Here is a 19,827-nt window from a genome sequence, read left to right as displayed (position 1 = left end):
ACGGGAGGTCCGATCCTGAATACGTGGTGGAGCTTCGTCGTGGAACGACGGCACCAGCTCTTCGTCGACTCCTATCTGCACGTCTCGGCTGTCGTGCAGTCCCTGCTCATCGCGACGGTGGTGGCGGTCGCCGTGGGTATCGCGGTGTATCGCAGCCCGCTCGGCTCGGCCGCCGCGACCGCCGCGGCCGGCACCGTTCTCACGGTGCCGTCGTTCGCCCTGCTCGGCCTGCTCATCCCCCTCATGGGTCTCGGTGTCGCGCCGACGGTCACCGCGCTGGTGCTCTACGCGCTGCTGCCGATCCTGCGCAATACCCTCGTCGGCCTGTCCGCGGTGGACACCGCGGTGGTGGATGCCGCGCGCGGGGTCGGGATGAACCGGTTGCGCGTGCTGGCCGCGGTCGAATTACCGCTGGCCTGGCCGTCGATCCTGACCGGTATGCGGGTGAGCACCCAGTTGATCATGGGCATCCTCGCGCTGGCCGCCTACGCGAAGGGCCCGGGGCTGGGCAATCTGATCTTCTCCGGTCTGGCCCGGCTCGGCAGCCCCAACGCGGTACCGCAGGCGCTCACCGGCACCGTGCTGATCGTCGCGCTGGCCCTGGTTCTCGACGGGATCTTCGTCATCGTCGGACGTTTCACCATTTCGAGGGGAATTCGTGACTGATTCGGCGAACCGTGCCGCGGCGGTGTCCGGGGTCGAGATCGTGCTCGACGCCGTCACCAAACAGTATCCGGGACAGCCGGACCCGGCCGTGGACGCGGTATCGATGACCATTCCGGCCGGTGAGATCGTGGTCCTGGTCGGCCCGTCGGGCTGCGGGAAGACCACCACCATGCGGATGATCAACCGGCTGATCGAGCCCACCTCCGGCACGGTGACCATCGACGGCCGCGACGCCGCCGATATCGACCCGGACCGGTTGCGTCGCGGTATCGGGTACTCGATCCAGCAGGCGGGGCTTTTCCCGCATATGACCGTCGCGCGCAATATCGCCACCGTTCCGGGGCTGATCGGCTGGGATCGCAAGCGCATCGCCGCCCGCGTCGACGAGATGCTGGAACTGGTCGGGCTGGATCCACAGACCTACCGGCGCCGGTATCCACGGCAGCTGTCCGGTGGGCAGCAGCAGCGGGTGGGGGTCGCGCGGGCGCTGGCTGCCGACCCACCGATCCTGCTGATGGACGAACCCTTCGGCGCCGTGGACCCGATCACCCGCGGCCTGCTCCAGGACGAACTGCTGCGGTTACAGGCCGAACTGGGCAAGACGATCGTCTTCGTCACCCACGATTTCAACGAGGCGGTGAAACTCGGCGACCGGATCGCGGTCCTGGGCGACCGCTCCCGGATCCTGCAGTACGACCGGCCGGCCGCGATCCTGGCCGACCCGGCGGACGTGACCGTCGCCGGATTCGCCGGCTCCGACGCCGCGCTCAAACAACTGACTCTCACCCGGATCCGGGAGGTTCCGCTCGGGGAATGCGCCACGGTCGCCGAGGACGCTCCGGTGGAGGTGGCGCGGACGGCGATCGGGGACGGGGCCCGCGCCCTGGTGCTCGACACCGCGGGGCGGCCGCTGCGCTGGATCACCGCCGCCGACCTCGCCCACGCCGATTCGGTCGGCGAGGCCGGGACCGCGGCCGAGACCCTGCCCGCCGAATCGACTCTCCAGCAAGGATTGGCGGCACTGCTCGGCGACCGGAACGCGACCGCGGTGGTCACCGGAGCGGACGGAAAGTACGCGGGACTGATCACGATCGACACGCTGGTCGGCCACCTGGCCGGGCTGCGGACCGAGCCCGGCACGGCGACGGACGTACCGGCATGACCACCCTGGTGGCACCCGCGGCACCGGGGCGGCGTTCGGCGCAGTGGCGCGCCGAGCGGCTCCGGTTGCTGGTTCAGCCGGTGCTCGTCGCGCTGCTCACCACGGGAGTGCTGGTATGGGCGTTCCGGCGCGACCTGACGGTCACCCAGCAGGCGAGCCTCAATGCCGGCAATATCGCCTCCGTCACCTGGCAGCACATCCTGATCACCGCCACGGTGGTGGTGCTCGTCGTCGTGGTCGCGGTCCCACTGGGCACCCTGCTCACCAGGCCCGGCTATCGCCGGTTGGCGCCCGTCGTCGTCGGTATCGCCAATATCGGCGCCGCCGCACCGGCGATCGGGCTGATCGTGCTGTTCTACCTCGCCACCCGCACCACCGGCTTCTGGATCGGGGTCGCGCCGATCGCGTTCTATTCGCTGCTGCCGGTCCTGCGCAACACCATCCTGGGCTACCAGGAAGTCGATCCGATGCTGGTGGACGCCGGGCGCGGACAAGGGATGTCGGCGGGCACCGTCCTACGCCGGATCGAGTTCCCGCTCGCCGTGCCCTACATCCTGGCCGGGCTGCGCACCTCGCTGGTGCTGGCCGTCGGCACCGCCACGCTGTCGTTTCTGGTCAGCGCGGGCGGGCTGGGGATTCTGATCGATACCGGCTACAAACTGCGCGATAACGTCACGCTGGTGGTCGGCGCGGTACTCGCGGTGGCGCTGGCGCTGCTGGTGGACTGGCTGGGCGCGGTGGCGGAACGGTTCCTCGGCCCGCGGGGGCTGCGATGAGAACCGCCCGAGCGTCACGGCTGCTGCTCCTGGCGGCGGTACTGCTACTGGCCGGATGTGGTCTCCAGGCGGGAAGCGCGGTCCCGCTACGGGTCGGACCCGGCAGTATCCGCCCGGTCCCGGAACTGGCGGGTGTCACCGTCACGGTGGGCTCCAAGGATTTCACCGAACAGAACATTCTCGGCTACATCATCGAATACGCGCTGGTCGCGGCCGGGGCCGAAGTCCGCGACCTCACCAATATCCAGGGTTCCAACAGTCTGCGCGACGCCCAGGTCAACGGGCAGATCGATATCGCCTACGACTACACCGGCACCGGCTGGGTCAACTACCTCGGCAATGAGGAACCGGTCCCGGACGAAGCGGGTCAGTTCGCGGCGGTGCGTGACGCGGACCTGGCTGCGCACGACATGGTGTGGACGGCGATGGCGCCCATGAACAACACCTACGCGCTGGCGACCGCCCGGCGCACCGCGGAACGCACCGGCACCTGGACCCTGTCGGACTACGCCCGCCTGGCCGCCACCGACCCCGCCGCGGCGAGTATCTGCGTGGGCACCGAATTCAATGTGCGCCAGGACGGCTTCCCCGGCCTGACCCGCGCCTACGGTATCGACGGCGGGCAGGTGCCCAAGCGGATCGTCCAGGACGCCGTGGTCTATCAGGCGACCGCCGACGCCGCCCAGTGCGGATTCGGTTCGGTCGCGGCCACCGACGGCCGCATTCCGGGACTCGACCTGGTCCTGCTGCGCGACGACCGCTCCTTCTTCCCCAAGTACAATGCCGCTCTGGTGATGCGCGCGGATTTCGCCCGGGCGCATCCGCGGATCACGGAGGTCATGGCACCCGTCTCGGAATTGCTGACCAACGAGTCGATCACGGAATTGAACCGGCAGGTCGATGTCGCGGGCCGCGAGCCCGCGGAGGTGGCGCGCGACTGGATGGTCGCACAGGGTTTCGTCACCGAACAGTGAGCGGCCAGGTGAGGAGGAGGGTGAATGGTGGCTCCGGACGGTCCGACCCTTCCCTCACCGGCTCCGGCCCGCTCGGTGCTGTTCGGCCTGCCGCCCGCCGGGCGGCGGCTGCCCGGGGCGGCACGCGCGGCCCTGGCATTCGGTGCGCCGGCACTGATCGCCGTGGCCCTGGGACACGAACAGCAGGGATTGATGGCCGCGACAGGCGCGCTGGCGGTCATCTTCGGTGAAGGCCAGGTCTACCGGCGCCGGTGGCGGGTCGTCGGGGCGGCCGCGCTGGCGCTCACCCTCTCGGCATTCGCCGGCGGCCTGACCGGGGAACTGATCCACCAGCGGCTCGATTCGGGTGGCACGCACTGGTGGCAACTGCTGCTGGTGCTGTTGATGTCGGCTGTCGCGGTGACCGGCACCTTCGTGAACTCGGCGCTGCGGCTGGGCCCACCGGGCGGGTTCTTCTTCGTCCTGGCCGCCGGGGTCGGGGCGCTGATCACCGGGCACGGCGTCCCACCCGGGGAGGTGGCGCTGTGGACTGCCCTCGGCGGGGTGAGTGCCCTGCTGGTCGGCATGTCGGCGGCGCTGACGCGAGCGCACCCGCCGGAAGAGCGGGCGGTGGCCGCCGCGCTCGCCGCGGTGGACGACTACGCCGCCCTGACCCCGGGAGCCCCGGACCTGGTGGACGCGCGCTACGCGACCGCGATGAAGGTGCAGACGGCATGGGCCCTACTCGACGACGCCCGGCGCACCGGCACCGACGGTCTCGCCGCCACGCTCACCGGCGCCCAGCGCACCTTCGCCGACGCCTTGCAGCGCAACCGGGCCACCGACGACGAATCCGATCTGCTCTTCGATACCGGCCGTCCCGCACCGACACCGCGGCCGTCGCTGCGCTACCGACTGCTGCGGTCGCTGTCGCCGGACAGCCACGCAGTGGTCTCGGCGAACCGGATCGGGGTCGCCGCGCTGCTCGCCGGCTGTTCTACCGTCGCGCTGGATCTCGGTCGCCCGGACTGGGCGGTCCTCACGGTCACCGTCCTGCTGCACCAGGGCCCGGACCGCGTACGCGGCACCTACCGCGGCGTGCACCGCATCGGCGGCACCGCGCTGGGGCTGGTGCTGTTCGCCGCGCTCTACGCGCTGGAACCCCGGAACTGGGCGCTGGTGCTGATCCTGATGACCCTGCAATTCGCGATCGAGATGTTCGTCGCCCGGAACTACGGGCTCGCGGTCGTCTTCATCACCCCGCTGGCATTGCTGATGGGTGGGGGTGGACAGTACGGCGATATCTTCCCGGTACTGCGCGACCGCCTGCTGGAGAGCGTGATCGGTGTGGTGATCGGGCTGGCTGCGCTGTGGGCGGTCGACCGGCGGGCCCACCGGCGAGTCCTGCTGCGCAACGATCAGCGTGTGCTCGAGGTTGTCGGCCACCTCCTGCACCGCATATCCCCGGACCGGGCTTGTCGCGAGGGTCGAGCGCACTCCCCATATACGGCACCACCGCACCGGGCAGGCACACCGCCGAACCCGCGGGATGTCGCTGGTCCGGATCAGGAACCGGCGCCGGACGCGGTAGCACCGGACTCGCGGCAGATCGCGCCGGCGGATCCACCGCACCGCGCACTTCCCTCTTCGCCGCGCGAACCGGTACCCGGGGTCCCCGCGCTGCGGCGGGAGCTGGAATTCGAACTGATGGGTTCCACTCTGGGCGCGATCGACGCCGCCCACAACGAGCCGGACTGGGCGCGGGCGCACTGGACCCGGCATCAGCGCATCCGGCGGCTCGGCCACGAGGTGCTCGCGGCGACCCGGCAGGACCCGGAGTACGAACCGGTCGACACGGCGCAGCTGGGCCGCTGGTCCCGCGGTCTCGCCGAGCTGGCATGATCCCGTTCGAGTACGGCCCCTGGTCCCCCGGTTCGTCCGGCGGCGGCATCGCCCGGTTATCAGGGCATGGCGGCAATCAGGGCACGATCGGCCGGCTCAGGATCTCCTCGACGTGGTCGGTGTCGCCGGAGACGCCGACGCCCGCTTCGTCCGCACTCGCCCGGCCCCACAGCAGCAGTGCCAGTCCTTCGGCCGTCCCGGACACAGTGCCGGCCACGGCCTCCGAGTCACCGAGCACCCACTCGGCCGGGTCGGCGAGATCGGTGGCCACCAGCCGCAGTGCCGCCTCGAGCGGCTCCACCCGGCCCATCCCCACCTGCCGCGGGTAGAACAGCCCCACCACCTCGTCCACCGTATCCGCCCACACCTCCGGGACGGCCCGGATCAGGCCGCCGGCCGCCTTTCCGGCGATCGCCGCCCGCAGATCGTGGCCGTGGATCAGCGTTTCGTGCACCTGGCGGCGGCGCCAGAACGAGGCGGGTCCCGCTGCCGTGGGCTCGGGGTGCGCCAGGATCCGGCCCTGGGCCTGCGGGTTCAGGGCCGCCAGGGTCTCGCGGAGTTCGGTCGCGCAGGCGGCGTAGTGGGCGGCGAGGTCGAACGGGCCCTCCCCCAGCGGTTCGGCCTTCTCGGCGCGGGCATTCGCGGCGGCCCAGTGATGGACGAAGGCCAGATGCTCCACGAGTTCGCGGACCGTCCAGTCACCACAGTGCGGGATCCGCGCCACCGGATCGGCATCCGGTATCGACGCCAGGAACTCGCCCTGGAAATCGGCGAGCAGCAGCGGATAGTCCAGACCGGAGATCGCGTCCATGGCGCAAAGCTACCGCGCCGTACCGATGCCGGCGCGCTGGAAAGGGACAGGGTGGCGCAGGTCATCCGGGCGCTGCCGGACCTCCCGCCGCCGGAGCCGTACCCAGCAGGAACGGGAGCAGGAAATCACGCAGCAGGGCGCGCTCCTCGTCCGCGGTCGCGGGCGGCAGGGTCAGCAGGGAGATCATCACCCGTACCGCCCACCGGCCCAGCCGATCCGCCGCCGCCGCGGACAGATCCGGGCGCAGACGCGCGACGAAGACCGCGACCAGTTCGTCGATCACCTCCGACGAATCCGACAGTCGCGCCACGATTCCCGCGTTCGCGGGTTCGAACCAGACGGCCAGATGCGGGGTGTCGCGGGCCTGCGCCAGGGTGGCGGTCATCCCGTCGAGCAGGAGTTCGGCCCGGTCCGGGCCGTCCAGCCGCCGATCGCGCCAGACCCGTGCGAGGAGCTGGGTGGCCTCCCGGCCCGCGAAGGCGACATACAGCGCCTGCCGGTTGGCGAAGTAGCGGTAGAGCGTGGCCCGGGAACAACCCGCCGCCTCGGCCACCTCGGCCATGCCGACCGTGCCGGCGCCCTTGTCGATGACCAGGGCACGCACCGCGTCGAGGATCCGGTCCGCGGCCAGTTCGGTCCGCCCACCGGCCAGCCAGTCCCCGGTCATCGGGCGCTCCCCGACTCGGTACTGCCCTGTGGGCCGCGGCAACGTGGCAAATCGGACCCGGCCGGTCCGGCGCCGGTGCCGGGCGTGCGGTCGCCGTTCGGCCCGACGAGACCCTCCTCGGCGCCGGTCCGGCGCGGCGGGTCAGGGTATCGATCGGTCACGCCACGCACCGGAAGGGCACCCTGGTCGGGCGCCGGACATACGGCCCGGGCGCGTAGGTGACCGCGTCGATATCGACGTGGTATTCGGGGAAACGCGCCAGCAGTTCCTCCAGTGCCACCCGCGCCTGCATGCGGGCCGCGGCGGCGCCCAGACAATGATGCGGGCCGTGCCCGAAGGTCATGATGCGCTGTGGATTCCGCTCGATATCGAGTTCGGCGGCATCGGCGCCGAAGACCCGTTCGTCGCGATTCGCCGAACCGTACACGAGCAGCACCTTACGGCCCGCCGGGATGGTCACGCCGTCCAGCTCCACCGGGCGCGTACTGGTCCGGGCCAGGCCCTGCACCGGAGAGGTGAGACGGGCGAACTCCTCGACGGCGATCCGGATGCCCGCCGGATCGGCGGCCAGCGCCGCGCGCTGCTCCGGATAGCGCTGCAGCAGCTGCACCGCCCCGCCGAGCAGGCCCGTGGTGGTGTCGTTACCGCCGGCGACCATGGTCCAGGTGTAGGCCAGGATTTGGACCAGGCCGTCCACATCGGCGTCGTCGGCGCCGATCCCGGCCTGGACGAGCAGCGACACCGTGTCTTCGCCCGGGTCGGTGCGCCGGCGTTTGACGAGCTCGGCGAAATAACCCAGCATCTCCATCGACGCGGCCTGCGCGTCCGCCGTGCGCTGGGTACTGGCCGCGACCACGGCGTCGGTCCAGCCGTCGAAGCGGGAACGGTCCTCCTCCGGAACCCCGAGATAGTGCGCGACCACCATGGTCGGCAGCGGTTTGAACAGATCGGCCACGATATCGCCGCCACCGTCGGCGGCCAGCCGGTCCAGCCGATTCCGGACGAACCGGCGCACCACCGGCTCCACCTCGGTGACCTGACGCGGGGTGAAGCCCCGGGCGACCAGTTTTCGGAACTCGGTGTGCTCCGGCGGATCCTGCATCACCATCGGCGGGTTCCCGGTGAGCCCGATCTGTTCGAGTTCACCGTATTCCACCGTCAGCCCCGCACCCGAGGAGAAGGCGTCGGTGTCCCGGGCGGCGGCGTACACGTGCTCGTGGCGGGTGAGCACCCAATAGTCGTTGTCCGGTCGGTCGGCGGGGACGACGCGGTGCACCGGGTCGTGCTCGCGCAGCGCGGCGTACATGGACCACGGGTCGCGCCAGGTCTCGCCGGACCGCAATTCGAACCCGGCCGGGCTCTGATACGTTTCTGCCACCACGTATCGACAATAAGACATAGCTGCGATTCTGTCTTGCGATCGCCGGAACCGGTCGCCGCCGAATCGGCCCGCCCACCGCTCCGGAAGGTCTCGTAGGCTCGGCCTTCATGAGCGTTTTCCGGTCGATCCTGCTGTTCGCCCTCGCCGCCCTCGCCGAGATCGGCGGCGCCTGGCTGGTGTGGCAGGGCGTGCGCGAACATCGCGGCGTGGCCTGGATCGGCGCGGGCGTGATCGCGCTGGGGCTGTACGGATTCGTCGCCACCCTGCAACCCGACGCGAACTTCGGCCGGATCCTCGCCGCGTACGGCGGAGTGTTCGTGGCCGGATCACTGCTGTGGGCCATGGCGCTGGACGGGTTCCGGCCGGACCGGTGGGATATCACCGGGGCACTGTTCTGCCTGGCCGGGGTCGCGATCATCATGTACGCACCGCGCGGCGCGGCGGCCGGATGAGCGCACCGGCCCGAACGGCGGAAAGCATCGCGCGCGGCCCGCCGCCACGGCATGATTGGAATCCACGCGAACAAAACCCTGGCCATTTCCCGAGGGCCACACCTAGCGTGAACGGGCCGCAGCGGCGCATCCGGCCGCGGCAGGCCGGAAAAGCGTGCTGCCCGAGGCAAATCCGCTGTGTCCGGCGCGCTCGTCCCGTTCCTCACCTACAGGAGAACTCCGCGATGACCGAAACCACCCCGCCGGCCGACCCGACCGCCGGTTGGAGCTTCGAGACCAAGCAGATCCACGTCGGCCAGGATCCCGACGCGAGCACCAACGCCCGGGCCCTCCCCATCTACCAGACCACGTCGTACACCTTCCGCGACACGGCGCACGCCGCGGCGCTGTTCGGGCTGGCGGAGCCGGGCAATATCTACACCCGGATCATGAACCCGACCCAGGACGCCGTCGAACAGCGGATCGCGGCGCTCGAGGGTGGAGTGGCGGCGCTGCTGGTGTCCTCGGGGCAGGCGGCGGAAACCCTGGCGATCCTGAACCTCGCCGGCGCCGGTGACCATATCGTCTCCAGCCCGCGGCTCTACGGCGGCACCTACAACCTGTTCCACTACACGCTGCCCAAGCTGGGTATCGAGGTCTCCTTCGTCTCCGATCCCGACGATCTCGACCAGTGGCGTGCCGCGATCCGGCCGAACACCAAGGCCTTCTACGGCGAGACGGTGTCCAACCCGCAGAACCACATCTTCGATATCCCCGGTATCGCCGAGGTCGCGCACGGCGCGGGGGTACCGCTGATCGTCGACAACACGGTCGCGACCCCGTATCTGATCCAGCCCCTCGCGCACGGCGCCGATATCGTCGTCCATTCGGCGACCAAGTACCTCGGCGGCCACGGCGCCGCGATCGCGGGTGTGATCGTCGACGGCGGCACCTTCGACTGGACCGTTCGCGGCGCCGACGGCCCGCGCTTCCCCGGTTTCACCGAGCCGGACCCGAGCTACCACGGCGCCGTATTCGCCGACCTCGGCGCCCCGGCCTACGCGCTCAAGGCGCGGGTCCAGCTGCTGCGCGACCTCGGTACCGCGATCGCGCCGTTCAACGCGTTCCTGATCAGCCAGGGCCTGGAGACGTTGAGCCTGCGGGTGGAGCGGCACGTCCAGAACGCGCAGGCGGTCGCCGAATTCCTCACCGAGCGGCCGGAAGTCACCTCGGTCTCCTACGCGGGGCTGCCGTCCTCGCCCTGGTACGAGCGGGGTAAGCAGCTGGCGCCCAAGGGCACCGGTGCGGTCGTCGGTTTCGAACTGGCCGGAGGAGTCGACGCGGGCAAGAAGTTCGTGGACGCGCTGACCCTGCACAGCCATGTCGCCAATATCGGCGATGTCCGTTCGCTGGTCATCCATCCCGCCTCCACCACCCACTCCCAGCTGACCCCGGACGAGCAGCTCAGCTCGGGTGTCACGCCGGGACTGGTGCGCCTGGCGGTGGGCATCGAAGGCATCGAGGACATTCTCGACGATCTGAAGGCCGGGTTCGCCGCCGCCGCAGAGTAATTCGCGAGGCCCGGGTTCTCGGGGCCGGATCCGCCACCCGGCGGATCCGGCCCTTCTGCCTTCTCCGGACCCCCGGCGACGACATCGATTTCCCTGCGCGCGTAACAAGTATCGATAGCCGATCGATCTGCGAGTGATCCACACCACTTCATCGAAGGTCGAGAGGATGCTCATGAAGATACTCAGCGTGTGCGTGATCGCGGCGGCTCTGGCGGTACTGGCCGCCTGCGGCTCCCCCGAACCGGATACGGAGTCGTACACGGCTGTGGCGTCGGCGGTCCCGGTCCGGATCACCACCGTCACACTCACCGCGCCCGCGCCCGCGCCGCGATCGGCCGGCACCGAGACGGCGCCCTCGGTCGCCGATACCGCCACCGCGACGATGCCCGCGGTCGTCTGCATGAACCTGCAGGCGGCACAGGATCTCATCCAGACGACCGGGGTCTTCTACTCCCGGAGCGAGGACGCCACCGGCCGGGGCCGGTCACAGGTGGTGGACCGCAACTGGGTGGTGGTGGCGCAGAGACCGGAGCCCGGCACACCCATCGGGGAAGGCGACGCGGTGCTGTCGGTGGTCAAGGTGGGTGAGCCGACCGACTGCTACTGAGCGAGGCGCGCCGCGGGCCTGCCGCTTCCGGCCGGGAGCCGGCAGGCCCGCGGCGCTTCCGGCGTCAACTGGGGACACACGGGGTGCCCGACGAATACACGTGCAGGACGCACCGTACGGCCAAGATGACGGCCTGGACGAGTTCGAGGGGCTGATAGGCGAACGGGTGCATGAGCGACCTCCGTTGTGCGTGCCGGGACAGATCAGACGGCCGTTGCGAACATGCGCTTCCCCTACAGCGTGCGCCCCCGGCGCCGTGTCGCGGGCGAGTTCGCGCATACAGCCGCTCAGAGACTTGTCCCACCACCCCCGCCCCGCGATCGACCGGGCGGCGAGCACTTCTTCCCGGCGATCGTCCGGTCACCGGGTCGTCGATGGCGGCGCACGGAGTAGAACAGAGAAGTCGTCCGGCGAACGCGACCGGCGGCGGCACGCGTCACAGTAGCCGGGTGACACGCGCAAGGAAGGCGTCAAGGCGGAAACGCGGCCCGTAAAGGACCCGTCAACGTGTGCGGAGCACCTACCGCGCGGCTCGTAGTTTCGATCCGGTTCGGCAGCAGCGGCCGATCGGCCGCATCGCGCTGCCCCGGGTTCTCGGAACGGAGGCGGAAGTGTCGATCCTGGCCTTTCTCGTGGTCACGGTCGCGGTGTTCGGTGTGCTCGGATTCGTCCAGCGAATGGTGGAGCGCTTGTGAACATCGTCAATGCCGTGGGGCTGGTCCTGGCCGTTCTGGTGACCGCGTTCCTGGTGGCCGCCCTGCTGTTCCCCGAGAGGTTCTGAGTGAGTACCACCATCGCCGGGCTGCTGTTCGTCGCCGCCCTGGTGGCCGCGCTGGCGCTCGTGCATGTGCCCCTCGGGGACTATATGTACCGCGTGTACAGCCGCACCGGCCATTCCCGGATCGAGCGGGGTATCTACCGGGTGATCGGCGCCGATCCCGACCGTGAGCAGACCTGGGGCGGCTACGCCCGCAGTGTGCTCGCCTTCTCCGCGATCGGCCTGCTGTTCCTGTACTTCCTGCTCCTCGTCCAGGACCGGCTGCCGCTGGTGCCCGCCGGCCAGGGCACACCCATGACCGCCGCCCTGGCCTGGAATACCGCGGTCAGCTTCGTCACCAATACCAACTGGCAGAACTACGCGGGCGAATCGACCCTCGGTCATATCGCGCAGGCGGCCGGACTGTCGGTCCAGAACTTCGTCTCGGCCGCGGTCGGCATGGCGGTCGCGATGGCGTTCGTGCGCGGCTTCGTCCGCTCGCGGACCGGAACGCTGGGGAACTTCTGGGTCGACCTGGTGCGCGGCACTCTGCGCATCCTGCTGCCGCTGGCGACCGTATCGGCCGTGGCGCTGATCGCGGGTGGCGTGATCCAGAATCTGCACCTGCACGATCAGGTCGCCACCACGCTCGGCGGCGCGGAGCAGACCCTGCCGGGCGGTCTGGTCGCGAGCCAGGAAGCCATCAAGGAACTGGGCACCAACGGCGGCGGTTTCTACAACGCCAACTCGGCGCATCCCTTCGAGAACCCGGCCGCCTGGACCAACTGGCTGGAGATCTTCCTGCTCATGGTCATCGCCTTCTCGCTGCCGCGCACCTTCGGGCGCATGGTCGGCAGTCCCCGCCAGGGTTACGCCGTCACCGCCGTGATGGCCGTGCTCGCCCTGGTGAGCATCGGGTTGGTCAATATGTTCCAGCTCCAGCACCACGGCACCGTGCCGGCCGCGGTCGGAGCGGCGACCGAGGGCGTGGAACAGCGCTTCGGTGTATCGAATTCGGCGACCTTCGCCGGCGCCACCACGCTCACCTCCACCGGAGCCGTCGACTCGATGCACGACTCCTACACCGGTCTCGGCGGCATGATCCTGATGTTCAACATGCAGCTGGGCGAGGTCGCGCCGGGCGGCGTGGGGTCCGGACTGTACGGGTTGCTCGTGCTGGCGGTGATCACCGTGTTCGTGGCCGGGCTGATGGTCGGCCGGACACCGGAATACCTCGGCAAGAAGATCACCCCCCGCGAGATCAAGCTCGCCGCGGGATACTTCCTCGTCACGCCGGTGATCGTGCTGACCGGCACCGCCGTGGCCGTGGCCATGCCCGGACAACGCGCGTCCATGCTGAACTCCGGGCCGCACGGCCTCTCCGAAGTGCTCTACGCGTTCACCTCGGCGGGCAACAACAACGGGTCGGCCTTCGCGGGCCTGTCCGGTAACACGGACTGGTTCAACACCGCGCTGGGCCTGGCCATGCTCTTCGGCCGCTTCCTGCCGATGATCCTGGTCCTGGCGCTGGCCGGATCGCTCGCCCGCCAGGGCAGCACTCCGGAATCCGACGGAACGCTGCCGACCCATCGACCACAGTTCGTCGGCCTGGTCGTCGGCGTCACGCTGATCCTGGTCGCGCTCACCTTCCTGCCCGCGCTGGCGCTCGGGCCGCTCGCGGAGGGACTCCTCTGATGTCTGCCCCCACTCTCGAATCACCCGGTATGTCCGGCCCGAAATCCACGCACAAACCGGTCCGGGGCGGTCTGCTGGACCCGCACATGCTGCTGAGATCGCTGCCCCAGGCGCTGCGCAAACTCGATCCCCGCACGCTGTGGCGCAACCCGGTGATGTTCATCGTGGAGATCGGCGCCGTATGGGCGACCGTTCTCGTGCTCGCGGACCCCACCTTCTTCGGCTGGGCCATCGTGGTGTGGCTGTGGCTGACGGTGGTCTTCGCCAACCTGGCCGAGGCGGTCGCCGAAGGCCGCGGCAAAGCGCAGGCCGATACGCTGCGTAAGGCCAAGGCCGATACCGTCGCCCGGCGGCTGCGCGACTGGGCGCCGGGCGCACCGGTGACCGAGGAGCCGGTGCCGGCGCCGGAGCTGCGGCGCGGCGATCACGTCGTGGTCGAGGCGGGACAGGTCGTCCCGGGCGACGGTGACGTGGTCGAGGGCATCGCCTCGGTGGACGAATCCGCCATCACCGGCGAATCCGCGCCGGTGATCCGGGAATCCGGGGGCGATCGGTCGGCGGTCACCGGCGGGACGACGGTGCTGTCGGACCGTATCGTCGTCCGGATCACCCAGGAACCGGGGCAGAGCTTCATCGACAAGATGATCGCCCTGGTGGAGGGCGCGGCCCGGCAGAAGACACCCAATGAGATCGCGCTGAACATCCTGCTGGCGGCGCTGACCATCATCTTCGTGGTCGCGGTGGTGACCCTGCAGCCGCTGGCGATCTACTCGAAGGCCGGCAATCCCGGAGTGCCCGACGGTCTGGCGCTCGACGCCCACGGGGTCACCGGGATCGTGCTGGTCTCGCTGCTGGTGTGCCTGATCCCGACGACCATCGGCGCCCTGCTCTCGGCCATCGGCATCGCGGGGATGGACCGGCTGGTGCAGCGCAATGTCCTGGCCATGTCCGGTCGCGCGGTCGAAGCGGCCGGGGATGTGAACACTCTGCTGCTGGACAAGACCGGCACGATCACCCTCGGGAACCGGCAGGCCGCGGGCTTCATCCCACTCACCGGGGTGGACGCCGCCCGGCTGGCCGACGCGGCGCAGCTGTCCAGTCTCGCCGACGAGACCCCGGAGGGCCGCTCGATCGTGGTCCACGCCAAGGAGGCGCACGGGCTCCGGGAGCGCACGCCCGGGGAACTCACCCACGCGCAGTGGGTGCCCTTCAGCGCGGCCACCCGGATGTCCGGGGTGGATGTGGATTCCCATGAGCTGCGCAAAGGCGCGGCCGGCGCGGTATCCGAATGGATCCGCAGCCGGGGTGGCACGGTGCCCACCGAACTGGGCGTCGTGGTGGACGGGATTTCGGCGGCCGGCGGTACACCCCTGGTGGTCGGGGAGATACTCGACGGCGACGCCCGCCTCCTCGGTGTCATCCAACTCGAGGACGTGGTGAAGCAGGGCATGCGGGAACGGTTCGACGAAATGCGCCGGATGGGCATCCGCACCGTCATGATCACCGGCGACAATCCGCGGACCGCCGCGGCGATCGCCGACGAGGCCGGTGTGGACGATTTCCTCGCCGAGGCCACGCCGGAGGACAAACTGGCGCTGATCAAACGCGAACAGGCGGGCGGCCGGCTGGTCGCCATGACCGGGGACGGCACCAACGACGCCCCGGCGCTGGCGCAGGCCGATGTCGGAGTCGCCATGAACACCGGGACCTCGGCCGCGAAAGAGGCGGGCAATATGGTGGATCTGGATTCCGACCCCACCAAACTGATCGAGATCGTGGAGATCGGTAAACAGTTGCTCATCACCCGCGGAGCGCTGACCACCTTCTCGATCGCCAACGATATCGCCAAGTACTTCGCGATCATCCCGGCTCTGTTCGTCGGGCTGTTCCCCGGTCTGGATCTGCTGAACGTCATGCGCCTGACCAGTCCGCAGTCGGCGATCCTGTCCGCGGTGATCTTCAACGCCCTGGTCATCGTGGCACTGATACCGCTGGCCCTGCGCGGCGTGCGGTACACCCCCGGTAGCGCGTCGAGACTGTTGCGCCGCAACCTGTCCGTCTACGGGCTGGGCGGCATCGTCGCGCCGTTCCTCGGGATCAAACTCATCGACCTGTTCGTCCAATACCTGCCCGGGATGTCCTGATATGCCTCTCTCCGATCTGATCCGCCCGCATCTGGCGGCGCTGCGCGCCTTCCTGGTCCTGACCCTGGTGACCGGTCTGCTCTATCCGGCCGGTGTCTGGGCGATCGGGCAGTTGCCCGGCCTGCGCGGCAACGCCGAGGGTTCGCTCATCGAAACCGACGGCCGCCTGGTCGGTAGTTCGCTGATCGGCCAGTCGTTCACCGATGCCGAGGGCGCGCCGCTCGCCTGGTACTTCCAGAGCAGGCCGTCGGCGGCCGGCGACGGCTACGACGGGCTGGCCTCGGGCGGCAGCAATCTCGGCCCGGAGGACGTGGTCGACACACCCGCCGACCCGGCACTGCTCGCCGCCGGCGACGATCCGGAAACAGCCGGTTTCGCGCCGAGCCTGCTGACCCGGGTGTGCTCTCGTAGCCGGGAGATCGGCGCACTGGAGGGCGTGGACGGAAGGCGGCCGTTCTGCACCCCGGGCGGTGCCGGGGCGGTCCTGGCGGTCCTGGGCGCCTTCCATCACGACGGTACGGTCACACCCGAACGCGTGGTCAGCGTCAACGAACCCTGCCCCACCCGCCCCGGCGCGGCGCCGGCGGTATTCCTGGCCGAGTATCAGGGCATCCGGGTCGAATGCGCCCGCTACGGCGAGGACTACTCGGCCGGACGCATCGTGCCGGTCGCCGGGAACGCCCCCGAGCGGCCGGCGGTCCCGGCCGACGCGGTGACCGGCAGCGGTAGCGGTCTGGACCCGCACATCTCCCCCGCCTACGCCGATATCCAGGTGCGCCGGGTCGCCACGGCCCGGGGCGTCGATCCGGCGGCAGTGCGCGCGGTCGTGGCGGCGCACACCGCGGGCCGCGAACTGGGCTTCCTCGGCGAACCCCGGGTGAACGTGCTCGAACTCAACCTCGACCTCGACCGCCGCTATCCCGCTCCCGCGGCGGGCGGCGCGTGATCCGGGTGCGGGATGACATGATGCCGACGTGAGCACGACACACGACCGCACCCCGGGTGAGCTGCGCATCTATCTCGGCGCCGCCCCCGGGGTCGGGAAAACGTATGCGATGCTCGGCGAGGCGCATCGCCGGCTCGGCCGCGGCCAGGACGTGGTGGCCGCGATCGTCGAGACGCACGGGCGCGCGCAGACCGCCGAATTGCTCGACGGCATCGAGCAACTGCCCCGCATCGCGATCCCCTACCGCGGGACGGTGCAGTACGAACTGGACGTGGACGCGGTCCTGCGCCGGCAACCGGAACTGGTGCTGGTGGACGAACTGGCGCACACCAACACCCCGGGCAGCCGTAACCGCAAGCGCTACGAGGACGTGCAGGAATTGCTGGCCGCCGGGATCGATGTGGTCTCCACGGTCAATATCCAGCATCTGGAGGGCCTCAACGATGTGGTCGAGCAGATCACCGGCGTCGTCCAGCGCGAGACCGTCCCGGATTCGGTGGTACGCGCCGCCGATCAGATCGAGCTGGTCGACATCACTCCCGAGGCGCTACAGCGGCGGATAAGTCTCGGCAATGTCTACGCGGCCGACAAGGCCGATGCCGCACTCGCCCATTACTTCCGGCGCGGCAACCTCACCGCGCTGCGCGAACTGGCGCTGCTCTGGCTGGCCGACCAGGTGGACGCCGCCCTCGCGAAATACCGCGCCGACCATCGGATCACCGACACCTGGGAGACCCGGGAGCGGGTGGTCGTGGCGGTCACCGGCGGCCGGGAGTCGGAGACGCTGGTCCGGCGGGCCGGGCGGATCGCGGCCAAGTCCAGTGCCGAACTCCTCGTGGTGCACGTGGTCCGGGGTGACGGATTGACCGGTGTGGCCGCGCCACAGATGGCCGCGGTCCGGGAACTGGCCGCTCATCTGGGGGCCGAACTGCACACGGTGGTCGGCGACGAGGTGCCCACCGCCCTGCTCGATTTCGCGCGGACGGTCAACGCCACCCAGCTGGTACTGGGTACCTCCCGGCGCTCCCGCTGGGCGCGGATGCTGGACGAGGGCATCGGCGCGGAGGTGGTGCAGCGCTCGGGCAAGATCGATGTGCACATGGTGACCCACGAGGCGGCGGGACGACGGCGCCGCCGCCGGCGGCCGCGGCCCCGGTTGCGGCGCACAGCGGCCTGGGTCGCCGCGTTCGCGGTGCCCTCGGCGATCTCGGCCTTGCTCGCCTCCTGGCTCGACCGCTATCTCGATCTGGTGAGCGAGAGCGCGCTGTACTTCGTGGCGGTCCTGGCGGTCGCCCTGTTCGGCGGCGTCCTGCCCGCGATCGCCGCCGCGCTGCTCGCCGGGCTGCTGCTCAACATCCTGTTCACCGACCCGCGATACAGCATCACCATTCAGGAACCGAACAATTTCCTGCCCGCGGTACTACTGCTGGTGGTCGCGGTCGCGGTGGCGGTCCTGGTCGATACCGCCGCCCGCCGGGCCGAACAGGCCGGACAGGCGTCCCGGGAAGCCGAACTGCTGACGCTGTTCGCGGGGTCGGTATTGCGCGGCGCCGATCTCACCGCGCTGCTGGACCGGCTGCGCCGGACCTACGCCCAGCGAGCGGTGAGCCTGCGGCACCATGCCGACGGGGTGATCGCCGCGGTCGGCACCGATCCACCCGAACGCGCCGATACCGCCGACACCGCCGTGGAGGTGAGCGACGGCGACTACTGGCTGCTCCTGGCCGGTCCGACGCTGCGCGCCCGGGATCGGCGCGTCCTGGAAGCGGTCGCCAACCAAGCCGTGGGGTTGGTGCAGCGCCGGCAGCTCGCCGAGGAGGCCAATCAGGCGGCCGCGCTCGCGGAGGCCGACCGGTTGCGGCGTGATCTGCTCTCGGCGGTGAGCCACGATCTGCGCACGCCGCTGGCCGCGGTCAAGGCCGCCGTGTCGAGCCTGCGCTCCGACGATGTCGAATTCTCTCCCGAGGACCGCGCCGAACTCCTGGCCACGGTGGAGGAATCGGCGGATCAACTCACCTCCCTGGTCGGCAATCTGCTCGATTCCTCCCGGCTCGCCGCCGGGGTGGTGCGGCCGCGGATGCGGCCGGTCTACCTGGACGAGGTCGTGCACCGGGCGCTGGTCAGCGTGGGGGTCAGCCCGCGCGGCGCCCGCCGCAGTTCCCTGGACCGGGTCACGGTCCGGGTGGGATCGGTGGCGGTCCGCGCCGACGCCGATCTGCTGGAGCGCATTCTGGCCAATCTGATCGACAACGCATTGCGCTACGGCGCGGAGTCCCCGGTGAAGGTGGACGCCACCACGGCCGACGGGCGGGTGATCGTCCGGGTCGTCGACCACGGGCCCGGTCTCCCGGGCACCGATACCGAGCGGGTGTTCGACCAGTTCCAGCAATTGGGCGACCGGGACAACACCAGCGGCCTCGGTCTCGGGCTCTCGGTGGTCCGGGGTTTCGCCGTCGCCATGGGCGGTGTCGTCACCGCCACCGACACCCCCGGAGGGGGATTGACGGTCACCGTCGACCTGGCGGTGGCGCCCGGTAACGTCGACGACGACATGCCGGCGACGGAGGTGCGGTGATGAAGACTCCCCCGGAGCAGGACGCCGGCCCGACCGCGGGGGCGACCGTCCTCGTGGTGGACGACGAACCGCAGATCCTGCGGGCCATGCGCATCAACCTGTCGGTACGCGGATACGACGTGGTCACCGCGTCCACCGGGGCCGGGGCGCTGCGCGCGGCCACCGAACGGCGGCCCGACGCGGTGGTCCTGGACCTGGGCCTGCCCGATATCGACGGAATCGAGGTGCTGGCCGGGTTGCGCGGCTGGACCCGGGTGCCGGTGATCGTGCTCTCCGCACGTACCGATTCGGCCGACAAGGTGGACGCGCTCGACGCCGGTGCCGACGACTACATCACCAAACCGTTCGGCATGGACGAGTTCCTGGCCCGGCTACGCGCCGCCCTGCGGCGCGCGACGGCCTCGGCGGAAACCGACGAACCGGTGGTGGTGACCGATTCGTTCACCGTAGATCTGGCCGCGAAGAAGGTCGTCAAGCGCGGCGCCGAAGTGCATCTGACTCCCACCGAGTGGGGCGTATTGGAAATGCTGGTGCGCAACCGCGGCAAATTGGTCGGCCGTACCGAGTTGCTGCGGGAGGTGTGGGGTCCGGCCTATCAGACCGAAACCCACTATCTCCGTGTCTATATGGCCCAGTTGCGGCGCAAACTCGAGGACGACCCGTCCCATCCGCGGTATCTGCTGACCGAGCCGGGAATGGGGCACCGCTTCCGCCAGTAGGGGCGGCGCCACCCCGGCGCGACCGCGACCGTCCGGCCGGCGCCCGCGCACGTCGCGGTGTCCA

At 70.1% G+C, this 19,827-nt stretch carries 18 protein-coding genes; 15 read left to right on the top strand and 3 right to left on the bottom strand.

The window, feature by feature from the left end:
* Window positions 1–15: 15 nt before the first annotated feature.
* Genes ON38_RS11945 through ON38_RS11925 form a run of 5 tightly spaced genes read left to right on the top strand, consistent with a single transcriptional unit; the run spans window position 16 to window position 5,459 of the window.
* A complete protein-coding gene (locus tag ON38_RS11945; RefSeq protein WP_039824919.1) occupies window positions 16–666 on the top strand; it encodes an ABC transporter permease in 651 nt (216 codons plus the stop codon).
* Window positions 659–1,828 carry an ABC transporter ATP-binding protein gene (locus ON38_RS11940; RefSeq protein ID WP_039824810.1) on the top strand — a complete coding sequence of 390 codons (1,170 nt, stop codon included), beginning with the start codon at window positions 659–661 and terminating at the stop codon, window positions 1,826–1,828. The genes ON38_RS11945 and ON38_RS11940 overlap by 8 nt, the downstream gene beginning before the upstream one ends.
* Window positions 1,825–2,604: an ABC transporter permease gene (locus tag ON38_RS11935; RefSeq protein WP_051164636.1), complete on the top strand. Its 780-nt coding sequence runs from the start codon at window positions 1,825–1,827 to the stop codon at window positions 2,602–2,604. Before ON38_RS11940 ends, ON38_RS11935 begins: the two co-directional genes overlap by 4 nt.
* A complete protein-coding gene (locus ON38_RS11930; protein ID WP_039824809.1) occupies window positions 2,601–3,578 on the top strand; it encodes a glycine betaine ABC transporter substrate-binding protein in 978 nt (325 codons plus the stop codon). The genes ON38_RS11935 and ON38_RS11930 overlap by 4 nt, the downstream gene beginning before the upstream one ends.
* Before the next feature lie 24 nt (window positions 3,579–3,602).
* Entirely contained in the window at window positions 3,603–5,459 is a 1,857-nt protein-coding gene (locus ON38_RS11925) for an FUSC family protein (RefSeq protein ID WP_051164635.1), read from the top strand.
* Window positions 5,460–5,535: 76 nt separating this feature from the next.
* Here ON38_RS11925 and ON38_RS11920 read toward each other — a convergent pair whose 3' ends face one another.
* The 3 genes from ON38_RS11920 to ON38_RS11910 all read right to left on the bottom strand — a co-directional run bounded on the left by ON38_RS11920 (window position 5,536) and on the right by ON38_RS11910 (window position 8,336).
* The gene (locus ON38_RS11920; protein ID WP_039824808.1) at window positions 5,536–6,270 is read right to left on the bottom strand and encodes a maleylpyruvate isomerase family mycothiol-dependent enzyme; all 735 of its coding nucleotides are present in this window, start codon (window positions 6,268–6,270) and stop codon (window positions 5,536–5,538) included.
* A 61-nt stretch (window positions 6,271–6,331) separates the two neighbouring features.
* Entirely contained in the window at window positions 6,332–6,937 is a 606-nt protein-coding gene (locus ON38_RS11915) for a TetR/AcrR family transcriptional regulator (protein ID WP_039824807.1), read from the bottom strand.
* Between the two features lie 157 nt (window positions 6,938–7,094).
* On the bottom strand, window positions 7,095–8,336 hold the full coding sequence (locus ON38_RS11910) for a cytochrome P450 (RefSeq protein ID WP_051164634.1): 1,242 nt from the start codon (window positions 8,334–8,336) through the stop codon (window positions 7,095–7,097).
* A gap of 89 nt (window positions 8,337–8,425) precedes the next feature.
* On the opposite strand from ON38_RS11910, the gene ON38_RS11905 reads away from it, so the two are divergent.
* The 10 genes from ON38_RS11905 (at window position 8,426) to ON38_RS11865 (ending at window position 19,763) form a co-directional block, all read left to right on the top strand.
* Window positions 8,426–8,770, top strand: a complete 345-nt coding sequence (locus tag ON38_RS11905; protein WP_039824806.1) for a YnfA family protein — start codon at window positions 8,426–8,428, stop codon at window positions 8,768–8,770.
* Window positions 8,771–8,994: 224 nt separating this feature from the next.
* Window positions 8,995–10,320, top strand: coding sequence for a bifunctional o-acetylhomoserine/o-acetylserine sulfhydrylase (locus ON38_RS11900; protein WP_039824805.1), 1,326 nt, complete (start codon window positions 8,995–8,997; stop codon window positions 10,318–10,320).
* A 172-nt stretch (window positions 10,321–10,492) separates the two neighbouring features.
* Window positions 10,493–10,927, top strand: a complete 435-nt coding sequence (locus tag ON38_RS37465) for a hypothetical protein (protein ID WP_245564009.1) — start codon at window positions 10,493–10,495, stop codon at window positions 10,925–10,927.
* Between the two features lie 509 nt (window positions 10,928–11,436).
* Window positions 11,437–11,622, top strand: coding sequence for a hypothetical protein (locus ON38_RS37035; RefSeq protein ID WP_039824804.1), 186 nt, complete (start codon window positions 11,437–11,439; stop codon window positions 11,620–11,622).
* On the top strand, window positions 11,619–11,708 hold the full coding sequence (locus ON38_RS34825) for a potassium-transporting ATPase subunit F (protein WP_157181736.1): 90 nt from the start codon (window positions 11,619–11,621) through the stop codon (window positions 11,706–11,708). The genes ON38_RS37035 and ON38_RS34825 overlap by 4 nt, the downstream gene beginning before the upstream one ends.
* Complete coding sequence (kdpA, locus tag ON38_RS11885; RefSeq protein ID WP_039824803.1) at window positions 11,709–13,379, top strand: potassium-transporting ATPase subunit KdpA; 1,671 nt, start codon at window positions 11,709–11,711, stop codon at window positions 13,377–13,379.
* Window positions 13,379–15,523: a potassium-transporting ATPase subunit KdpB gene (gene kdpB / locus ON38_RS11880; RefSeq protein ID WP_039824802.1), complete on the top strand. Its 2,145-nt coding sequence runs from the start codon at window positions 13,379–13,381 to the stop codon at window positions 15,521–15,523. Before kdpA ends, kdpB begins: the two co-directional genes overlap by 1 nt.
* Before the next feature lies 1 nt (window position 15,524).
* The gene (locus ON38_RS11875; RefSeq protein WP_039824801.1) at window positions 15,525–16,469 is read left to right on the top strand and encodes a potassium-transporting ATPase subunit C; all 945 of its coding nucleotides are present in this window, start codon (window positions 15,525–15,527) and stop codon (window positions 16,467–16,469) included.
* Between the two features lie 28 nt (window positions 16,470–16,497).
* Window positions 16,498–19,044, top strand: a complete 2,547-nt coding sequence (locus ON38_RS11870) for a sensor histidine kinase (RefSeq protein WP_039824800.1) — start codon at window positions 16,498–16,500, stop codon at window positions 19,042–19,044.
* Window positions 19,044–19,763, top strand: a complete 720-nt coding sequence (locus ON38_RS11865; RefSeq protein WP_051164633.1) for a response regulator — start codon at window positions 19,044–19,046, stop codon at window positions 19,761–19,763. Before ON38_RS11870 ends, ON38_RS11865 begins: the two co-directional genes overlap by 1 nt.
* Window positions 19,764–19,827 lie beyond the last annotated feature (64 nt).

This window comes from Nocardia testacea NBRC 100365 (assembly GCF_000308775.1).
In the GTDB taxonomy this organism is placed as follows: Bacteria; Actinomycetota; Actinomycetes; order Mycobacteriales; family Mycobacteriaceae; genus Nocardia; species Nocardia testacea.
The sequence above is the reverse complement of the archived record's forward strand: the minus strand, read 5'-3'. Positions and strand labels throughout refer to the sequence as shown.

Bases quoted from the DNA above. Each gene is read 5' to 3' on its own strand.
- ON38_RS11915 (WP_039824807.1), bottom strand. From the start codon at position 6,937: ATGACCGGGGACTGGCTGGCCGGTGGGCGGACCGAACTGGCCGCGGAC.
- ON38_RS37465 (WP_245564009.1), top strand. From the start codon at position 10,493: ATGAAGATACTCAGCGTGTGCGTGATCGCGGCGGCTCTGGCGGTACTG.
- ON38_RS11935 (WP_051164636.1), top strand. From the start codon at position 1,825: ATGACCACCCTGGTGGCACCCGCGGCACCGGGGCGGCGTTCGGCGCAG.
- ON38_RS11925 (WP_051164635.1), top strand. From the start codon at position 3,603: ATGGTGGCTCCGGACGGTCCGACCCTTCCCTCACCGGCTCCGGCCCGC.
- kdpB (WP_039824802.1), top strand. From the start codon at position 13,379: ATGTCTGCCCCCACTCTCGAATCACCCGGTATGTCCGGCCCGAAATCC.
- ON38_RS11900 (WP_039824805.1), top strand. From the start codon at position 8,995: ATGACCGAAACCACCCCGCCGGCCGACCCGACCGCCGGTTGGAGCTTC.
- ON38_RS11905 (WP_039824806.1), top strand. From the start codon at position 8,426: ATGAGCGTTTTCCGGTCGATCCTGCTGTTCGCCCTCGCCGCCCTCGCC.
- ON38_RS11920 (WP_039824808.1), bottom strand. From the start codon at position 6,270: ATGGACGCGATCTCCGGTCTGGACTATCCGCTGCTGCTCGCCGATTTC.
- ON38_RS11865 (WP_051164633.1), top strand. From the start codon at position 19,044: ATGAAGACTCCCCCGGAGCAGGACGCCGGCCCGACCGCGGGGGCGACC.
- ON38_RS11930 (WP_039824809.1), top strand. From the start codon at position 2,601: ATGAGAACCGCCCGAGCGTCACGGCTGCTGCTCCTGGCGGCGGTACTG.
- ON38_RS11910 (WP_051164634.1), bottom strand. From the start codon at position 8,336: ATGTCTTATTGTCGATACGTGGTGGCAGAAACGTATCAGAGCCCGGCC.
- ON38_RS11875 (WP_039824801.1), top strand. From the start codon at position 15,525: ATGCCTCTCTCCGATCTGATCCGCCCGCATCTGGCGGCGCTGCGCGCC.